This window comes from Paenibacillus cymbidii (assembly GCF_004764705.1).
Lineage (GTDB): Bacteria > Bacillota > Bacilli > Paenibacillales > NBRC-103111 > Paenibacillus_AN > Paenibacillus_AN cymbidii.
Genome location: NZ_SHLX01000024.1, coordinates 1 through 18162, shown reverse-complemented (window position 1 = coordinate 18162; position 18162 = coordinate 1). Strand labels below are relative to the sequence as shown.

The 18162-nt window shown below is 58.3% G+C and carries 15 protein-coding genes; 4 read left to right on the top strand and 11 right to left on the bottom strand.

Annotated elements, in window-relative coordinates:
* Positions 1-2 precede the first annotated feature (2 nt).
* A complete protein-coding gene (locus EXY20_RS26985; RefSeq protein WP_135555243.1) occupies positions 3-911 on the top strand; it encodes a helix-turn-helix transcriptional regulator in 909 nt (302 codons plus the stop codon).
* Positions 912-1290: 379 nt separating this feature from the next.
* Here EXY20_RS26985 and mdh read toward each other — a convergent pair whose 3' ends face one another.
* The 3 genes from mdh to citZ form a co-directional block, all read right to left on the bottom strand.
* A complete protein-coding gene (gene mdh, locus EXY20_RS26980) occupies positions 1291-2232 on the bottom strand; it encodes a malate dehydrogenase (RefSeq protein WP_135555242.1) in 942 nt (313 codons plus the stop codon).
* A gap of 101 nt (positions 2233-2333) precedes the next feature.
* Positions 2334-3632: an NADP-dependent isocitrate dehydrogenase gene (gene icd, locus EXY20_RS26975; protein WP_135555241.1), complete on the bottom strand. Its 1299-nt coding sequence runs from the start codon at positions 3630-3632 to the stop codon at positions 2334-2336.
* A gap of 91 nt (positions 3633-3723) precedes the next feature.
* Positions 3724-4836 carry a citrate synthase gene (gene citZ / locus EXY20_RS26970; protein ID WP_135555240.1) on the bottom strand — a complete coding sequence of 371 codons (1113 nt, stop codon included), beginning with the start codon at positions 4834-4836 and terminating at the stop codon, positions 3724-3726.
* Between the two features lie 319 nt (positions 4837-5155).
* Between citZ and EXY20_RS26965 the strand changes: the two genes are divergently transcribed.
* Positions 5156-6703: a Ppx/GppA phosphatase family protein gene (locus EXY20_RS26965; RefSeq protein ID WP_235886214.1), complete on the top strand. Its 1548-nt coding sequence runs from the start codon at positions 5156-5158 to the stop codon at positions 6701-6703.
* Positions 6704-6712: 9 nt separating this feature from the next.
* On the opposite strand, the gene ppk1 is transcribed toward EXY20_RS26965, so the two are convergent.
* Complete coding sequence (gene ppk1 / locus EXY20_RS26960; protein WP_235886213.1) at positions 6713-8800, bottom strand: polyphosphate kinase 1; 2088 nt, start codon at positions 8798-8800, stop codon at positions 6713-6715.
* A gap of 197 nt (positions 8801-8997) precedes the next feature.
* Here ppk1 and ytvI point away from each other — a divergent pair, with 197 nt between their 5' ends.
* Positions 8998-10125 carry a sporulation integral membrane protein YtvI gene (ytvI, locus tag EXY20_RS26955; protein ID WP_235886212.1) on the top strand — a complete coding sequence of 376 codons (1128 nt, stop codon included), beginning with the start codon at positions 8998-9000 and terminating at the stop codon, positions 10123-10125.
* 37 nt (positions 10126-10162) lie between these two features.
* Here ytvI and EXY20_RS26950 read toward each other — a convergent pair whose 3' ends face one another.
* Positions 10163-10603: an acyl-CoA thioesterase gene (locus tag EXY20_RS26950; RefSeq protein WP_135555341.1), complete on the bottom strand. Its 441-nt coding sequence runs from the start codon at positions 10601-10603 to the stop codon at positions 10163-10165.
* Positions 10604-10674: 71 nt separating this feature from the next.
* Positions 10675-11532 (bottom strand): AraC family transcriptional regulator, encoded by an 858-nt coding sequence (locus EXY20_RS26945; protein ID WP_167859550.1) that lies wholly within the window; start codon positions 11530-11532, stop codon positions 10675-10677.
* 207 nt (positions 11533-11739) lie between these two features.
* Between EXY20_RS26945 and EXY20_RS26940 the strand changes: the two genes are divergently transcribed.
* The gene (locus EXY20_RS26940) at positions 11740-12603 is read left to right on the top strand and encodes a phytanoyl-CoA dioxygenase family protein (RefSeq protein ID WP_135555237.1); all 864 of its coding nucleotides are present in this window, start codon (positions 11740-11742) and stop codon (positions 12601-12603) included.
* 102 nt (positions 12604-12705) lie between these two features.
* On the opposite strand, the gene pyk is transcribed toward EXY20_RS26940, so the two are convergent.
* The 5 genes from pyk to EXY20_RS39200 all read right to left on the bottom strand — a co-directional run.
* Positions 12706-14460, bottom strand: a complete 1755-nt coding sequence (gene pyk / locus EXY20_RS26935; protein ID WP_135555236.1) for a pyruvate kinase — start codon at positions 14458-14460, stop codon at positions 12706-12708.
* A gap of 126 nt (positions 14461-14586) precedes the next feature.
* Positions 14587-15561 (bottom strand): acetyl-CoA carboxylase carboxyltransferase subunit alpha, encoded by a 975-nt coding sequence (locus EXY20_RS26930; RefSeq protein WP_135555235.1) that lies wholly within the window; start codon positions 15559-15561, stop codon positions 14587-14589.
* Positions 15546-16406 carry an acetyl-CoA carboxylase, carboxyltransferase subunit beta gene (gene accD / locus EXY20_RS26925; protein WP_268966434.1) on the bottom strand — a complete coding sequence of 287 codons (861 nt, stop codon included), beginning with the start codon at positions 16404-16406 and terminating at the stop codon, positions 15546-15548. The genes EXY20_RS26930 and accD overlap by 16 nt, the downstream gene beginning before the upstream one ends.
* 436 nt (positions 16407-16842) lie before the next feature.
* Positions 16843-17031 carry a glutamate decarboxylase gene (locus EXY20_RS26920; protein ID WP_135555234.1) on the bottom strand — a complete coding sequence of 63 codons (189 nt, stop codon included), beginning with the start codon at positions 17029-17031 and terminating at the stop codon, positions 16843-16845.
* Positions 17032-17804: 773 nt separating this feature from the next.
* Positions 17805-18162: hypothetical protein (locus EXY20_RS39200; protein WP_167859549.1), on the bottom strand; the 358-nt coding region annotated here is incomplete at its 5' end.

Here is an 18162-nt window from a genome sequence, read left to right as displayed (position 1 = left end):
CGGTGCCGGGCGATGCATCTCCCGTCGATCACCCGTCCTTCGAAACGATGACGATCAAGCTGCGGATCGGTACGCTGCTGTTCGATCTGTTGCTGGACGGCAGCTTCTATCCCCACCGGGTCGTTTCCGGTCCGAGTCAGCATAATCACGTGGCGTACGAGCTCCATTTTTTTGTCGGCGGTTCCGGCACGATGTTCGCCGACGGACGGGAAATCGCGATCCGTTCGCCGTCCGTCCATTTGATCGGTCCGCATGTTTATCACGCGTTCACTGCCGAGAATGCCGACCCGCTTACGCGGTTCTATCTTCAATTCGCATTTGCCGAAACGAACAGCCGGGACGATTGTTCCCTACCGCCGTCGGAAGCGCTTCAAATCAAGGAAGCGCTGGAACGAATCGGATATCTTCTGTTTGACGATCCCGAACCGCTCTTGCTGCTGACCGAGCAGATCAAAGCGCAATTCGCCTCGCCGCTGCTCGGGTATTACACGCAAATCCGGAGCCTGTTCATGCAGTTGATCGTCCTCATCGCCCGCACCATCCGTCCTGCAGCCGAAAGCTATGCGTTGTCCGCCAAAATCCAGGACGATCTTCGTACCCGCGTCATCGAGATGTATTTGGACGAATACCGCCGAAACCTGACGCTTGAAGAGCTTGCCGACCGGCTTCATATGAGCGCCAAACAGACGAACCGCGTCATGCGCAAATATTATGGCGTCTCCTTCAAGCAGAAGCTGCTGGATCTGCGCATCGAAGCGGCCAAGCAAATCTTGCTCACCGGCGACATGTCGATCCGGCAAATCGCCGAGGAAGTCGGGTATGCGTCAGAACGGCATTTCGGCGCCTTGTTCGCCAGACGCACCGGCATCACCCCGACGCAATTCAGAAAATTGGCGGCCGCCAATACTTGAATTGTATACCCGCCTTGCTTCCGCCGATACACGCAAAGGGGACATGATTCGTATGAGCATGTCTCCTTTGCGTCCTGATGTGCTTCTCCATCACACTCTCCGATGAAGCGTTTTGCAAAATAGGCTATGATTTATTGCTTATTTCGCCAAAACCGGGCTTCCTCTCCAAAATAACCAGTGAAATCACTGGCTATTTCGGCAAAAAAGCTTGATTTGGGCTCTGACCGAGCAAATAAGCCATGTTTTCACTGGCTATTTCCAACGCGGCACCCCAAATCGGGCAAATAAGCCATTTTTTATTGGTTATTTCATTACCCGGCGCGCCAGGCGCAAAAAACCCGGCCATTGGTTGGCCGGGCTTCATTTTTTACAGTTTTGCCTATCCTGCGACAACTTTGATTACGTTGCGCACGGAGTCGGCCGATTTGTCGAGCGCCGCCTGTTCGGCGTCGGTCAGTTCCAGTTCGTAAATTTTTTCGATGCCGCCGGCGCCGAGCAGCGTCGGGACGCCGAGGAACAAGTCGCGGTAGCCGTATTCGCCCTCCAGCAAAGCAATTGAAGGGATGATGCGCTTCTGGTCTTTGACGATCGCTTCCGTCATCTGCACAAGCGAAGCGGCCGGCGCATAGTACGCGCTGCCGTTGCCGAGCAAGCCGACGATTTCGCCGCCGCCCGTGCGCGTGCGCTGCACGATGGCTTCGATGCGGTCCGCCGGGATCAGCTTGTCGATCGGAATGCCGCCGACGTTGGAATACCGCACCAGCGGCACCATGTCGTCGCCGTGGCCGCCGAGCACGAAGCCGCGCACGTCCTTAACCGACACGTTCAACTCCTGGGCGATGAACGTGCAGTAACGGGCCGTGTCGAGCACGCCGGACTGGCCGATGACGCGGTTTTTCGGGAAGCCGAGCGTCTGGAAGGCGGCATACGTCATGGCGTCGACCGGATTGGACAAAATAATGACAATCGCGTCCGGGCAAAACGTCTTGACGTTTTCGCACACGGATTTGACGATGCCGGCATTCGTGTTCACGAGATCGTCGCGGCTCATGCCCGGCTTGCGGGCGATGCCCGCGGTAATAATGACAATATCGGAGCCGGCCGTATCTTCGTAGTTCGCGGTGCCGGCGATCCAGCTGTCGAAGCCTTGCACAGGGGCTGCTTCCTGCATGTCGAGCGCTTTGCCTTTGGTCGGATTCTCCAGCTGCGGAATGTCGAGCAACACAACGTCGCCAAGCTCCTTCTGCGCAAGCATAAGCGCCGTAGTCGCACCGGTGAAGCCGGCGCCGACGACGGTAATTTTTTTCCGTTTGATAGCCATGAAGGATCACTCCTTAAGGGTCATTAGACCGGATTAGTATTACCGTTCCCCTGCAAAAGCAAAACGCTGCGACGGTAACCCGCCGCGGCGCTATATTTCCATTATGCCATGTTCTTGATGATTTGGTTCGCGAACTCCGAACACTTGACTTCCGTTGCGCCTTCCATCAGACGGGCGAAGTCGTAGGTGACGGTTTTGTTGTTGATCGACGCTTCCATGCCTTTGTAGATCAGGTTGGCCGCTTCCAGCCAGCCGAGATGCTCGAGCATCATAACGCCGGACAGGATAACCGAACCCGGGTTGACCACGTCAAGGCCGGCATACTTCGGCGCCGTGCCGTGCGTCGCTTCGAAAATCGCGTGGCCGGTCAAATAGTTGATGTTCGCGCCAGGCGCGATGCCGATGCCGCCGACTTGGGCTGCCAGCGCGTCGGACAAGTAGTCGCCGTTCAGGTTCAGCGTCGCGATGACGTCGAAATCCGTCGGACGCGTCAGCACTTGCTGCAGCGCGATGTCGGCGATGGCGTCCTTCACGATGATTTTGCCGGCCGCTTCGGCTGCCTTCTGCGCCGCATTGGCCGCTTCCGTGCCTTTGTCCGCCTTGATGCGGTCGTATTCGTTCCATGTAAACGTTTTGTCGGCGTATTCGCGCTCTGCGAGCTCATAGCCCCAGTTTTTGAACGCGCCTTCGGTGAATTTCATGATGTTGCCTTTGTGCACGAGCGTAACGCTCTTGCGGCTGTGCTTGATCGCGTATTCGATCGCGGCGCGCACGAGACGCTCCGAACCTTCGCGCGAAACCGGCTTGATGCCGATGCCCGACGTTTCCGGGAAACGGATCTTTTTGACGCCCATTTCGTTCTTCAGGAACTCCAGCACTTTCTTCACTTCGGCGCTGCCCTCTTGGTACTCGATGCCGGCATAGATGTCTTCGGTGTTCTCGCGGAAAATGACCATGTCGACCAATTCCGGACGTTTGACCGGCGACGGAACGCCGTTGAAATAACGAACCGGACGCAAGCAGGTGTACAGGTCAAGCTCCTGGCGCAGCGCCACGTTCAGCGAACGGATGCCGCCGCCGATCGGCGTCGTCAGCGGGCCTTTGATCGACACGATGTATTCGCGCATAGCAGTCAGCGTGTCGTTCGGCAGCCAGTTGTTGTACTTGTTGAACGCCTTCTCGCCGGCAAACACTTCGTACCAGGCGATCTTCTTCTCGCCGTTGTACGCTTTCTCGACCGCGGCGTCAAGCACGCGGACCGATGCGGCCCAGATGTCGGCGCCGGTTCCGTCGCCTTCGATGAAAGGGATAATCGGGTTGTTCGGAACTTGCAGCTTGCCATTGTCGATCGTGATGCGTTCGCCAGCCGTCGGCTGGGCATATGTTTCGAATTGCGGCATGAATGAGATCCTCCTGAACAAATTTTATTGGGATTCCGCCGAAGAAATGACTGCCGCGTGAAAATGGAAGCCATCGCAGGGCGGGAGTTGGTTAACGTTTGTCGAGCGGTACGTAGGATGCGGTTGCAGGTCCGGTGTATTCGGCGCGCGGGCGGATCAGGCGGTTGTTCTCGTATTGCTCGAGAATGTGGGCTGTCCATCCGGATGCGCGGCTGATGGCGAAAATCGGCGTGAACAAGTCGCGCGGAATGCCCAGCGTCGTGTAGACGGAAGCGGAGTAGAAGTCGACGTTCGGCTTGAGTCCTTTCAAGCTGGTCACCATGTCCTCGATCTTGATCGACATGTCGTACCATTTGGTATCGCCCGTCAGCTTGCCGAGTTCGAGCGACATCTTCTGCAAATGTTTGGCGCGCGGGTCGCCGTTCTTGTAGACGCGATGGCCGAAGCCCATCAGCTTCTCCTTGTTCTCGAGCTTGCGGCTCACATACGCTTCGACGTTGTCGATCGTGCCGATCTCTTCCAGCATCGCCATTACGGCTTCGTTCGCGCCGCCGTGCAGCGGGCCTTTGAGCGCGCCGATGGCCGAGGTTACGCCGGAGTAGATGTCCGACAGCGTCGCCACGGTAACGCGAGCGGCGAATGTCGACGCGTTCAGCTCATGGTCGGCATGCAGCACGAGCGCCTTGTCCAATGCTTCGATGGCGACTTTGTCCGGCTGTTCGCCGGTCAGCATGTACAGGAAGTTTTCGGCGATGCCGCCGCTGCCTTTCGGCGCGATCGGCGCCTTGCCTTCGCGGATGCGGGCGAATGCGGCGATCACGCTCGGAATTTGCGCCTGCAGGCGGATCGCCTTGCGGATGTTCGCTTCCTTGCTCATGTCGTTCGCTTCGCCGTCGTACAGCGCCAGGCTCGAAACGGCGGTGCGGAGCGCGGCCATCGAGTTCGTGCCTTGCGGATACAGCTTGATCTGCTGGATGACCGCATCCGGAAGCGAAGCGTTCGCGTTCAACTCGCGTTTAAGCTCCTCCAGCTCCGACTTGGTCGGCAATTTGCCGTACCAAAGCAAATAGGCGACTTCTTCGAACATCGCCTGTTCCGCGAGCTCGTCAATGTTGATGCCGCGATACGTCAGCTCGCCGTCGATAATCGAACTGATCGACGAAGTCGTCGCGACGATTCCTTCGAGCCCTTTCGTTGCCGTCATGCGATCCTCTCCTTTGGGTAAAATGGGGTCTCTTGCGATTCCATCTTGCTGCCATAAGCAAGATTTATCAGAAATCCATAGCTTAATAATAAAGTATTTTGACTGATAATGAAACCGCGCCCGATATAAAACTTCATTATCGGCCACCGCATTCCTATTTATTGCTTTTCCTCTTCGACAAGTTTTCGGCGTTTGCAGACGAATTATGCACGCGTGCCGCGTTCCATTGAATCCGCCGTCCGCTAACGGTACAATAGGAGCAATGCGGCTTCGGCCGCATCTCTCGCGTACAGAACGGTGGCAAGGAGATGACCTGACGATGGAGCAACGGACCGGCATAATTGATATCGGATCGAATTCGATCCGCCTTGTCGTTTACGAACAATATGAAGACGACGCTTACCGCATTGTCGACGAGAGCAAGTCGTCCGCACGCCTCAGCGCCAAAACGGGCAGCGACGGCAAGCTTGCGCAGCAGGACCTCGATGCGGTTGTGGAGACGCTTGCCCACTTCAAGCGGCTGAGCGAAGCGCATCGCGTGACGACGCTGCTTGCTGTCGCAACGGCGGCCGTGCGCAACGCGGCGAACAGCGCGGAGGCGCTGGCCTACTTGCGGCGCAGCAGCGGCCTCGACATCCGCGTGCTGTCCGGCGAAGCGGAAGCGCGCTACGGATTTATCGGCATGATCAACACCATCGACGTGAAAGACGGGTTTCTCATCGACATTGGCGGCGGCAGCACCGAGCTGTCGCTGTTTCGCGGCCGCGAGCTGGTGCACAGCGTTTCGTTCCCGTTCGGCGCGGTCAATACGTCGAAGCAATGGACGCTCGAAGGCACCGCCGACCCTGCCGCGCTCGAGGGCATCCGCCGGATGGTGCAAGGTGCGCTCGCCGCTTGTCCGTGGGCGGCCGGCCACCCCGGCTTGCCGCTCATCGGGCTCGGCGGCACGATTCGCAGCATCGGCAAAATCGATCAGCGCCGGCGCGGCTATTCATTGCAGCTCGCCCATCGCTACGAAATCGGGCGGCCTACGTTCGCCGCTTTGCTGCATGAGCTGGCGCCGCTGTCGCCCGTTCAGCGGAAGAAGGTCGACGGCATCGACAAGCAGCGCGCCGACCTGATTGTCGCCGGCCTAGCAATCGTACAAGCGATAGCGGATACGCTGGATGCGTCGGTATGCATCGTCAGCGGCTCCGGCCTGCGAGATGGGCTGTTCTTCGAAACGCTGCGTCCCGGGCAGCCGGTACTGGATGACGTTCTGGAGCATAGCGTGCGTAATTTGCTCGCCTTGCATCCATCGGTGCCCGTCCCGCACGTCGAACAAGTGAAGCGCATCGCCCTGCGGCTGTATGCCGGCTTGTCCAGGCAGCGGAGCGCGGCGGCGGCGCCGCTCGAGAAATATTTGTCCACGGCGGCGCTGCTCTACCGGATCGGCGTCTCCGTTCAGTACTACCAATACGAGCGGCACACGTTTTATTTGATGGCCAACGCCCGGATCGACGGGCTCACCCACCGCGAAATCGTGCTGTGCGCCCTTGCCGCCTCGTTCCAAAGCAGCAAAAAATCGCGCCGGCTGTATATGCAGCACAAGGATATGCTGTCCGAGGACGACTTCCTTCTGGCGACCCGGCTTGGCGCCCTGCTCCGGCTCGCCATTGCGCTCGATCGCAGCGAAACCCAACCGATTGCCGGCATGAGCGCCGCGCTTGAAGGCGGCGAACTGCAGCTTGCGCTATCGTACCGTCATTATCCGTCCATCGAGCTGAAAGAGCTGGCCGACATGGACGGCGAATTCGATAAAACATGGGGCTGCAAGCTCATTCTGACGGCAACGCCGCAGGAAGAAGCGACATTGTTGCCGCTGTAGCGGCCAGCGTCACTTCTTCCACGAGCGGATCGCCATCGCCTCGAACTGGCTGCGGAAAGCCGGCTTGTCGCCCGCGAACCGCTCGTACATGCCGCTCGGCTGCAGCATCCTCGCTTTGACATTGTCCGCCAGCACGATGTTGAGCATGCGAATCAGGCTCATCTTCACTTTCAGATCGAACACCGGACAGAGCAGCTCGACCCGTCGCGTCAGGTTGCGCGTCATCCAGTCGGCGCTGGACAAATACACTTCCGGGTTGCCGTCGTTCTCGAAGTAAATGATGCGCGAATGCTCCAGGAACCGGTCGACGACGCTGCGCACCGTGATGTGTTCGCTGAGGCCCGGCACGCCGGGGCGCAGACAGCAGACGCCGCGCACGATCAGATCGATGCGCACCCCTGCGCGCGAAGCGGCGTACAACTCGTCGACCATTTCCTGGTTGGACAGCGAGTTGAGCTTGGCGATGATGCGCGCCGGCTTGCCGGCGGCGGCATGGCTTGCCTCGCGGCGGATCAGATCGAACAGCCGCGGCTTCAGATCGGTGGGCGCCACGGCGAACGCCTGCAGATGGAGCGGCGCCGAATAGCCGGTCATTTCGTTGAACAGCCCCGACGCGTCTTCCCCGATCGTCGCATTCGCCGTAAACAACCCGGCATCCGTATACAGCCGCGCGGTGCTGTCATTGTAATTGCCCGTCCCCACATGCACGTAGCGCCGCAGTTCGTCCGTCTCCTGGCGGACGACGAGCGTAATTTTGGCGTGCGTCTTCAGGCCGACCAGCCCGTACACCACATGGCAGCCCGCCTTCTCCAGCTTGCGAGCCCAGGCGATGTTGCGCTCCTCGTCGAACCGCGCTTTCAGCTCCACGACGACCGTCACCTGCTTGCCCGATTCCGCCGCCTTCGACAGCGCCTGGATGAGCGCCGACTTGCCGCTGACGCGATAAAGCGTCATTTTGATCGCGAGCACGTGCGGATCCAGCGCCGCCTCGGATACGAAGTCGTTCACCGCATCGAACGATTCGTACGGATGATGCACCAGCACATCCTGCTGCCGCAGCACGTCAAAAATCGAATCCACTCCCCGCAGCTCGCGCGGATATACGGGTTCGATTTCGGGGAAACGCAAATGCGCATAACCGGGAAGAGCTCCGGACAATTTCATCAGGAACGAAAGATCGATCGGGCCTTCGATTTCGAAGATGCCTTCCTCCAGTTCGAACTCGTCTTTCAGCATGCCGAGCGCATACGGATGAATGCCGCGCTGCACCTCGAGCCGAACCGGCGAGCCCCATTTGCGCCGCTGCAGCTCCTTTTCGATTTCCTCCAGCAAATCTTCGGCGCCTTCCTCATTGAGCGTAAAATCGGCGTTGCGCGTGAGCCGGAACGACTGCACGCCAACCGGAACGTACCCGCTGAACAGTGTATGAATATGGCGCTCGATCAAATCCTCCAAAAGCACGAATTCAACCTTTTTGCTGCTCGCGCGGGACGGCACAGTGACGAAACGGGACAAGTTCGACGGCACCTGCACGATGGCAAAATACGGCTCCTCCTCGTCCGGCGCTTCCCCTTCCCGCTGCAGCACGACGGACAAATAGAGCGCCTGCGAATGAACGAGCGGGAACGGCCGGCTCTGGTCGACGGCCATCGGCGTCAGCACCGGAAACACGATGGAAAGAAAATAAGCGTCCAGCGCTTTCTTCTGCGTGATCGTCAAATCGTCGTAGCTGCTGAAGGCAATGCCTTCCTTAGCCAATTGCCGGCCGATGTCGCGATACGTTTTGTACTGCTCGGCGGCGATTTTGCCGACGCGCTTGTTGATGCGCTTGATGAGCCCCGAAGGGGTGTAGCCGGTAAAATCTTTTTTGGCGTAGCCCGCTTTGAGCAGATCCATGATGCCGGCAACTCGGACGCTCATGAATTCGTCCAAATTGCTCGACACGATCGCCAAAAATTTGATTCGCTCCAGCAGCGGATTGTTCGCATCCTGGGCTTCTTCCAGCACGCGCCAGTTGAACTCGATCCAGCTCAAATCGCGGTTGATGTAATGCGAGTGGGTATGGCTGCTTTCGTTCGCCTGCATCGTTGTCGTCATAGTTCCTCCGTACCGATTATCATTACTGCTTCCACCATTTATTGTAGACCGGCAATAAACGCGGATTGTCAATCGATTGTAAAGAGAACGTAAATTTTTTGTCGAACCGTCGAAATCAGGCGCAACCTGCCGCATTTTTGTTTGCGTAACGCCCATGGTACAATGAGCTAAATAACTGCCCACGGGAGATGGTTCGTTTGGACGCAACGCTGCAAAAGCAGCTTTGGCGCGGCGCTCGCGTCGCCGCCATCCTGCTGCTGATCGTGCTCGCCTTTATGTACGTCTTGCCGCTCGTGTACCCGTTTCTGTTCGGCTGGCTCATTGCGTACATGCTCGGTCCGCTGGTCGGACTGCTGCAGCGCAAAGCCAGAATGCCCCGCTGGCTGGCCGCCACCATCATGATCTTCTTGTTTATCGGCGCAACCGCAGCCATCTTGACGCTCTTGGTGACCAATCTGATCGTGGAGCTGGGCTCGTTCGCCGAATCGCTGCAAACGTCGATCAACACCTGGAAAGACCAGATCGTGGACTACATTCATTCCGATATGATCCAGGGACTCGTCGAACGAATCAATACCTTCTACGATGAAAATCCGCAATACCACAACACGATCAATTCCAATCTGTCCTCCACCGCCAAAATGATTACCGATTTCGGTTCGTCGCTGGTCGGCATTCTGATCAACAGCGTGCTGGCGTTTCTCACCTCGCTGCCGAAAGTGGCGACCCTGACGATCATCGCGCTGCTGGCCGCCTTTTTCATGAGCAAGGACTGGTTCAAATGGGCGGACAGAATCGCCGCGCAGTTCTCGGAAAATACGAAAAAAACGACACGCGTCATCTGGAGCGATCTGCAGAAAGCGCTATTCGGCTATGTCAGGGCGCAGCTCATTCTGATTTCGCTGACGGCCGTCGTCAACATGATCGGGCTGATGATCCTGAAGGTGGACTACGCGATCACGATCGGCCTGCTGATCGGCCTTGTCGACCTGATGCCTTATCTGGGCGTTGGCGCGGCGATGGTGCCCTGGATCGTTTATACGTTCGTTCAAGGCGACATCTATCTCGGCATCGGGCTGTCCGTCCTGTACGGGGTCGTGCTCGTCACCCGGCAAATCATGGAGCCCAAGGTGCTGGCGACAAGCGTCGGCCTTAACCCGCTGCCGCTCCTGTTCGCGATGTACATCGGTCTCAAGCTGTTCGGCGTGCTGGGACTCATCTACGGTCCCGTCATACTGATTGTGTTCTTCGCCTTCCAGCGGGCGGGCGTGTTTCGCGACATCCGCAGCTATATCGTCAACGGCAAAAACGAAATTATCGAATAGCGCAGCCATTTCGGCGGCCGGCGGGTCCGCAAGCTTTTCACCCGCCGTCTTGGCCGCAGTGCCGCTGCAGCAGCTCGTAGAGCGCAGGCGATTCCCGCGACAGCCGCACCGGCTTCCACGCCGCGTTCAGCCAGACATGCTTCGTGCCGCCGCTAACGAGCAGTTCGCCGCCTTCTCCCGCCCGCCGGATCGCATTTTCAAACCGGATCGTCGCCGTTCCGCATTCGACAATCCGCGTTTCCACGACGACAAGGTCGTCATACCGCGCCGGCTGGCGGAATTTCAGTTCCGCCTCGAGCACCGGCAGCAGCAGCCCCGTCTCCTCCAGCTCCCGATAGGCTACTCCCAGATCGCGGATCAGCTCCGTGCGCCCCCATTCGAACCAGTTCAAGTAATTGGCATGGTACACGACGCCCATCCGGTCCGTTTCCTGGTACCGGACGCGCAGCTCGTGCCGATGCCAGGCGCTGCCATTCATCGGCGCTCTCCCTTCCGCATCGCACAGCGAATTGTTGGCTTCCCGCGTAATCTTTCCGAACATGGGCCGAACTATTTCCTCCTTCTGCGATACGCAGTCGGCGAAGATCCGAAATAGACCGTAAATTGTTTCGTAAAATGATGGATCGACGAGTAACCGAGATCCTCCGCGATTTCCGTGACGGAACGTTTGCTTTCGCTCAGTGCGGCCGCCGCCTGTTTCATGACGTTGTACGTCAAATACGCCTTCGGCGACATCCCCGTCGCCTGTTTGAACAACTCGTGAAACTGCGTTTTGCGCAGTCCGGTGCCGGCAAGCCAGCTGTCGCCGCGCTGCGCCGCGTTCGCTTCCTTGTCGATTCGCTCGACGATCGACTTGATTCGGAAGTCGATCGGTTCGGCCATCCGGGAAGCTTCCACCGCTTCGAGAATGAACGCTTTCAGCAAGCTGGCTGCAATCGTTTGCGAATAGTCGTCTTTGGCCTGATGGCGGCGCACGATGCGGGCGAATTGTTCGTTCAGGCTGCTCTCGCGCTGCAGCGGCAGGAAGACCGGCATCTGATCCAGCGCGGTTCCGGTGCGTACGGTCGTGAGCAAACCGGGATCGAACTCCGCCTCGTTCCACACGAGCGTAGGCAGGTGAACGGATCGCGGCTCCCCCCATAGCTCGCAATAAACGTTGTAGGTCGACAGCGGATGGACAGGATCGGTGTAAAAGGAGTGGGCCAGCCGCGGGGGGAAATAAAGCAAATCCCCCTTCTTCACGTCGTACGTTCGGCCCGGAATCGAGATGCGCCCCTTGCCGCTGTCAACGAGGTGGAAGGCGTAACAATAACCGACCCGCGTCGCTTCATGCGTATTGCGATCGGACGGGAAACGATAGTGATGCGCCACCTGAATCGACGGCGTCATCTGCGTCAGCCCTTCCAAAGCAGTCTCCCCTTCCCGTCTCCTTCTCCGGCCGCCAATCCATGCCATTACCGCATTGGGCCGCCATCATTATACCATACGAAACGCCAACAAGTGAAAAATGACCGGAAGATTGTATCAATGATCGAACTTCCATCCAAAGACTGCTGCAACGAGCGGATGCTACAATGAGTGCATCAATCCCGTATATACAGGAGGTTAAGGGCGATGTCCGTACAAACTACAGGCGGAAGTTTAACCAAAGAACAAATCGATTTCTATAATGAAGAAGGTTACGTGGTGCTGCCGCATCTGCTGACGGAAGAAGATTTGCGGCCGGCGCGGGAAGCGATGGAACATAAAGTCGACATCATCGCCGGCGAGCTGTTCGAAGCGGGGCTTGTCGCAGACAAGCTGGAGCAGCGGCCGTTCCGCTACCGGCTTGCCGAGCTGTTCCGCGACTTGACGGCGGCGGACTTTCTGAAATACGGCCGCGGCTGGCGCGACCGGTTCCCGGGGTATTTCCACCTGATGAGCAATCCGAAAATATTGGACGCGGTCGAGTCGCTGATCGGCGGCGAATTGTTTGCGAATCCGGTTTACAACACGCGGCCCAAAATCCCGAAAATCGCCGCCGGCGCCGTCCCGTGGCATCAGGACAAATCGTACTGGCCCGATGCCAACGCCAATCCGGTCATTACCGTGTGGATTCCGTTCGTCGATGCGAACGAGCTTAACGGCTGCCTGCACATCAAACCGCGCACGCAGCACAAGCGACTGCTGAAATGGCATCGCGAAACGGTGTCGGGCACCGGCTATACGGCGCTTCACAACAGCCAGCTCGGCCGCACGCCGACCGTCGCCCTGCCGGTCGAAGCGGGCAGCGCCATCCTGTTCAACGACCGCTGCCTGCATATGTCGACGGCCAATCTGTCGGACGAAGTGCGCTGGAGCGTCGACCTGCGCTACCAGCCGACGAACCAGGACCCGATGCCGCAGCACGGGATCGGATTCCTCGCCCGCAGCGGCAAGCATCCGGAACGTACAGCAACGCTCGAGGACTGGCTCGCCCACAAACCGGAGCACGAGTAACCGCCGTAAATGGCGGGAGTCTTGCGCCCCACGCACAAAAGGCCTTCCGCGTATCATTCGCGGAAAGCCTTTTTCATTTGTCACATTGTCGCCCGGGCTCGGTTAAAGCACCTTCGCCTGACCGGAGTAGATGACGCCCACTTCGGCGTACACCGATACTTCCATGCCGTCCTGCAGCAGCTCCAGCGCTTTGTCGACGCCGACGATGACCGGGATGCCAAGGCTCAGACAGACGACCGCCGCGTGCGACGTGATGCCGCCCGTTTCCGTAATGATCGCGGAGCACTTCTCGATTGCCGGCATATATTCCCGATCCGTCGAATACGCGACAAGAATCGAACCTTCCTCCACTTTCGCCACCGCTTCTTCCGGGGTGCGGGCGACAACCACTTTGCCGGTTGCGTTCTGCGAGCCGATGCCTTGTCCTTTGGCGATCATTTCGCCGACATGGTGCACCTTGATCAGGTTCGTCGAACCGGAACGGCCGACCGGAACGCCCGCCGTAATGATGACGACATCGCCCAGTTTGACGAGCCCTTCCTTGACGCCGCAATCGACGGCACGATCGAACATTTCGTCGGTCGTTTTCGCTTCTTCGCTTTGAATCGGAATGACGCCCCAAATGAGGCACAGCCGGCGCACGACATCCGCGTTCGGCGTGACCGCAACAATCGGCGCTTTCGGCCGGTATTTGGACACCATGCGCGCCGTAAAGCCGCTTTCGGTTGCCGTAATGATCGCTTTCGCTTCCAGCTCGAGCGCCGAATTCGCCACCGCCTGGCTGATCGCCTCGGTGACGGTCGTTTGCTGCTCGCGCGTTTGTTTGTTGTAGATTTCGCGGTGCTCCAGCGCCGATTCGGCGCGCTCCGCGATGCGCGACATCGTCTGCACCGAATCGAGCGGATATTTGCCCGCCGCCGTTTCGCCGGACAGCATGATCGCGTCGGTGCCGTCGAAGATGGCGTTCGCCACGTCGCTCGCTTCCGCCCGCGTCGGCCGCGGGTTGCGCTGCATCGAATCGAGCATTTGCGTTGCCGTAATGACCGGCTTGCCGGCGTAATTGCATTTTTTGATCATGCGCTTCTGCACAAGCGGCACTTCTTCGGCCGGGATTTCCACGCCCAGGTCGCCGCGCGCGACCATCAGTCCGTCCGACACTTCCAAAATTTCGTCGAGGTTGTCGACGCCTTCCTGGTTTTCGATTTTGGAGATGATCTGGATGTGGGAAGCGTTGTGCTTCTCCAGCAGCTCGCGGATTTCGAGCACGTCGCTTGCCTTGCGCACGAACGAAGCGGCGATGAAATCGACGCCCTGCTCGACGCCGAATACGATGTCGGCCGCATCCTTCTCTGTAATGCCCGGGAGCGAAATTTTCACGCCCGGCACGTTGACGCCTTTGCGGCTCTTGATTTGGCCGCCGTTGACGATGCGACAGTCGATTTCGCTGCCGCGCACAGCCGTAACGGACAAGCCGATCAACCCGTCGTCGATCAAAATCGTCGAGCCGACGTGCACGTCATTCGGCAGCCCCCTGTACGATACGGAAATGCGCGAGGCATCGCCAAGAATTTCCTCCGTGGTCAGCGTAATCGTTTCGTCCTGCACCAGTTCGATCGGTTCGACGGCAAGTTTGCCGGTGCGAATTTCCGGCCCTTTCGTGTCCAGCAGAATCGCCACCGTTTTGTTCAGTTCCCTGCAGGCGGTGCGGATGTTGCGAATGCGGTTGCCGTGCTCCTCGAAGTCGCCGTGCGAGAAGTTCAGACGCGCGACGTTCAGTCCGGCGGTAATCAACTTTTTGAGCATTTCCGGCGATTCGCTGGAAGGGCCGATCGTACAGACAATTTTGGTTTTGCGCATGGTTATGTCCTCCTAGGGAATTGGCAAGCCTATCCGAATATCGTCTATGGGAATGAAAACTTGCAACGCTTGCGGCCGAATGACCGCAAGCGCGTAAGGGACGGATTAAGGGCTTCCAGACAAGCCCTAAGCCGGACCGGCCGGACTGGCGAAGCCGACTTGGCCGAGCGAGCGGAATTTGCGGAAACGATCCTCCACGAGTTCGTCTCCGGACAGCTTCATCAGCTCCTGCAGATGCGCCCAGACGCGTTCGCGCACAAGTTCGGCTTGTTTCGCCGGGTCGCGATGCGCGCCGCCTCGCGGCTCCGGCACGATGTCGTCGGCGACGCCGAGCGCCTTGATGTGTTCGGCGGTGATCTTCATGTTCTCCGCCGTTTCCATCGCGCGCGAGGCGTCTTTATAAATGATCGCCGCCGCTCCTTCGGGCGAAATGACCGAATAGATCGCGTGCTCGAGCATCAGCACCCGATTGCCGACGCCCAGCGCAAGCGCGCCGCCGCTGCCGCCTTCGCCGATAATGACGCACACGATCGGCACGCGGAACGAGGCCATCTCGCGCAAATTGCGGGCGATCGCCTCCGATTGCCCGCGCTCTTCCGCCGCCACGCCCGGGAAAGCGCCGGATACGTCGATGAACGTGACGATCGGCCGGCGGAACTTGTCCGCCTGCTGCATGAGCCGCAGCGCCTTGCGATACCCTTCCGGATGCGGCATGCCGAAGTTGCGGGCGAGCTTGTCCTTCGTATCCTTGCCCTTCTCCGTGCCAATCACCGTAACCGGTACGCCGTTCAGCTTGGCGAGCCCGCCCACGACCGACAAATCGTCGGCAAACGTGCGGTCGCCATGCAGCTCGATAAAATCGGTAAACACCTGGCTGACGTAATCGACAGTCGTCGGCCGGTTCGGCGCCTTGATGATTTGCAGCTTCTGGTGCACGGTAAGCGAGCCGTACAGTTCGTTCTCCAGCTCGGCATATTTTGCTTCCAGACGGGCGATTTCCTCGGAAAAATCCATCCGGTTGTCGACGCTGAACCGCCGCAGTTGGTCGATCTTGGCTTTGAGCTCGGTTAACGGCTGTTCAAAATTCAGTTCGCCCGCCATGTGCCGCTACCTCCCCCGGTGTGCATCTCGAGCAGTTTGGTCAAGAGCGGGCGCAGTTCCTTGCGGTGTACGACCTTGTCGACCTGTCCGTTCTTCAGCTTGTGTTCGGCCGTTTGCACGGCGTCCACCTTTTGACGAATCGTTTGTTCGACGACGCGCGGCCCCGCGAATCCGAATCGTGCCCCCGGTTCCGCCAGAATCAAGTCGCCAAGCATGGAAAAGCTGGCCGACACGCCGCCATATGTAGGATCGGTCAGCACCGAAATATATAAACCGCCCTGCTCGTGCAGCTTGTTCAGCATGGCGCTTGTTTTGGCCATTTGCATGAGCGACAGGATGCCTTCCTGCATCCGCGCCCCGCCCGAGGTCGAGAACAAAATAAACGGATACTGCTTCTGGATCGCCGCTTCGATGGCGCGGGCGATTTTTTCGCCGACGACACTGCCCATCGAACCGCCGTAAAATTTGAAATTCATGATGCCGACGACAACCGGGAAACCGCCGATCGTGCCTTCGCCGGTGACGATCGCTTCCCGATGGTTCGTTTTGGCGATTTCTTTGGCGATGGCTTGTTCGTATTCGGGGAACTGCAGCGGGTTGTCCGTCACCATATCTTCGTCGTATTCGAACAGCCGTCCTTCATCGAGCGTATACGCGATCCGTTCATCGGGACCTATGATAAAATGATAGCCGCACGAAGCGCACACTTTCAAATTTTTTTCGAGATCCTTGCTGTACAGAATCGCTCCGCACTTCGTGCATTTGTTCATCAGCCCTTCGGGAATGTCGCGCTTCGTTGTTTCCGAGGGGATCGTGGCATACTTCCGCTTTTTCTGAAAAAGCACGGCTTACACCTCACAAGGCGTTATTTTCTCCAGGTCCGTCCGCGCAGCAATGCGTGTTCAAAAAGACGGCTTTCAGCACCGGAACCGGTCGTTCGCCTGCGGCGAACTGCTCGCCTGTGCATCCAGGAAGGCTGCGAGAACCCGCAGAAGGAGTAACGGAGTTTTAGCAAAATCGAAGCTTGCTCTCCCGAAGCGAGTTATTGCAAGCAAAAACGCTTGGAGCAACGGACTTCAAGAGTGAACGCAAGATTCGTTTGCATTGCGGTCGCGTGAGCAAACGCCGCTTCGGAAGCATGTGCGCAGACTTATTGAGATGCTTCGCGACGAGAAAAACCGTCGATGCAAATCGAAGCAGCATGACTGCATGTAGTGGCAGTTTTTATCGCGAGATACGGGTGACCCGCTGGAGGTATCCCTGCTAATCTTGGACTGCCTCTTATCGGTGTAAAATGGAATTGAGCACTTCCTGCACTTCTTCGAGCTCGCCTTCCGGCACCAAAATTTCAAACTGGTTGTTGGTCAGGTTGATCGCTCTCACCTGCACCAAGAACCCTTCTTCGGTCAGCTTGAGTTTGATACGATCGGCTATTTTTGCCGTCGGAGCAATATAGATCACCGTCCACATACGCAAAAATCCCTCCCAACCGTTGCTATCCTACGCCCATTCGCCTAAATGCAATGGAATAAATATATCATACCTTCTCTTTTTAGAGCAAGGAATGGATAGGCCAGTCGGACAGGGCGGCGAAAAAAGCGGTCGGGCGACGGAAGGCGGGGCGACGAAAGAGCAGAGCGGTCGCTAGCCGGTGACGGTGGCGGGCGGCGGCGGAAGAGCGGTCGCTAGTTGGGACAATGGCTTCGTTTGGCGGTAGACGCGGCCTGGAGAATAGGTGGAGCTGTTAAGTGTATGTGCCGATGCGGACTGCTTGCTGCCGCGGCTGCAACAAATTCACCGTCGAGTGGGCGGCGGCCGGAGATGCTTGGTCTGCGGGCGTTGGAAGCGGCGGTGAAAGGAGCGGCTTGACTGCGGTGGACGGCGAAAGGTCAATATGCATGCTACTTAGTACCTCTGCCGCTCCAAATGGGCTGGCTATTACGCCCTCGCGAAAATAGGCAATAAATAATGGCTTATCCGCCCCATTTTTCTTTATGAGGCGAAAATAGCCAGTGAAATCACTGGTTATTTGGGCTAAATCGCCTCAAAATCGACTGAAACAACAAAATAGCCAGTGAAATCACTGGCTATTTTGTTGTTGGTCTTCATTTTTGAGGAAATAGCCCGTAAAACATGGCCTATTTCTAAAGGTGTCCTCATTTGGATCGAATACTCCCAGGGGGCTTCATTTGCGATCCGGAAGCCTAGATGCCGCCGACGATCGGCTGCTCTCCGCGGCCGCGTTATTTGATGACGGCGGTGTGCGGGCCGAGCAACGTCTCGATCGCCTGAAGCAAGTCGGGAGACGGTTTCACGCGGTAACGATCGGGAAGCGCCAGGCTGCGCTGGTCGTGCTCGTAGAACAGCACAACCGGCAGCGGGCCGGTATGCTCCTGCAGCAGCGCCTGCAAGCCGGCGAGCGTATTGCCGTGCTCGCGGCCTACGGCAATTTTGACGAAGAGCCGCTGTTGCCGCGTCCCCGCGCTGCCGCGACCCTGCGGCGCTGCCGCGCCTGCTGCGCCCGGCGCCCCTGCGCTGCCGCGCCCTTGCGGCGCTGCCGCGCCTGCTGCGCCCGGCGCCCCTGCGCTGCCGCGCCCTTGC

Bases quoted from the DNA above. Each gene is read 5' to 3' on its own strand.
- mdh (WP_135555242.1), bottom strand. From the start codon at position 2,232: ATGGCTATCAAACGGAAAAAAATTACCGTCGTCGGCGCCGGCTTCACC.
- icd (WP_135555241.1), bottom strand. From the start codon at position 3,632: ATGCCGCAATTCGAAACATATGCCCAGCCGACGGCTGGCGAACGCATC.
- citZ (WP_135555240.1), bottom strand. From the start codon at position 4,836: ATGACGGCAACGAAAGGGCTCGAAGGAATCGTCGCGACGACTTCGTCG.
- EXY20_RS26965 (WP_235886214.1), top strand. From the start codon at position 5,156: ATGGAGCAACGGACCGGCATAATTGATATCGGATCGAATTCGATCCGC.
- ppk1 (WP_235886213.1), bottom strand. From the start codon at position 8,800: ATGACGACAACGATGCAGGCGAACGAAAGCAGCCATACCCACTCGCAT.
- EXY20_RS26950 (WP_135555341.1), bottom strand. From the start codon at position 10,603: ATGAATGGCAGCGCCTGGCATCGGCACGAGCTGCGCGTCCGGTACCAG.
- EXY20_RS26940 (WP_135555237.1), top strand. From the start codon at position 11,740: ATGTCCGTACAAACTACAGGCGGAAGTTTAACCAAAGAACAAATCGAT.
- pyk (WP_135555236.1), bottom strand. From the start codon at position 14,460: ATGCGCAAAACCAAAATTGTCTGTACGATCGGCCCTTCCAGCGAATCG.
- EXY20_RS26930 (WP_135555235.1), bottom strand. From the start codon at position 15,561: ATGGCGGGCGAACTGAATTTTGAACAGCCGTTAACCGAGCTCAAAGCC.
- EXY20_RS26920 (WP_135555234.1), bottom strand. From the start codon at position 17,031: ATGTGGACGGTGATCTATATTGCTCCGACGGCAAAAATAGCCGATCGT.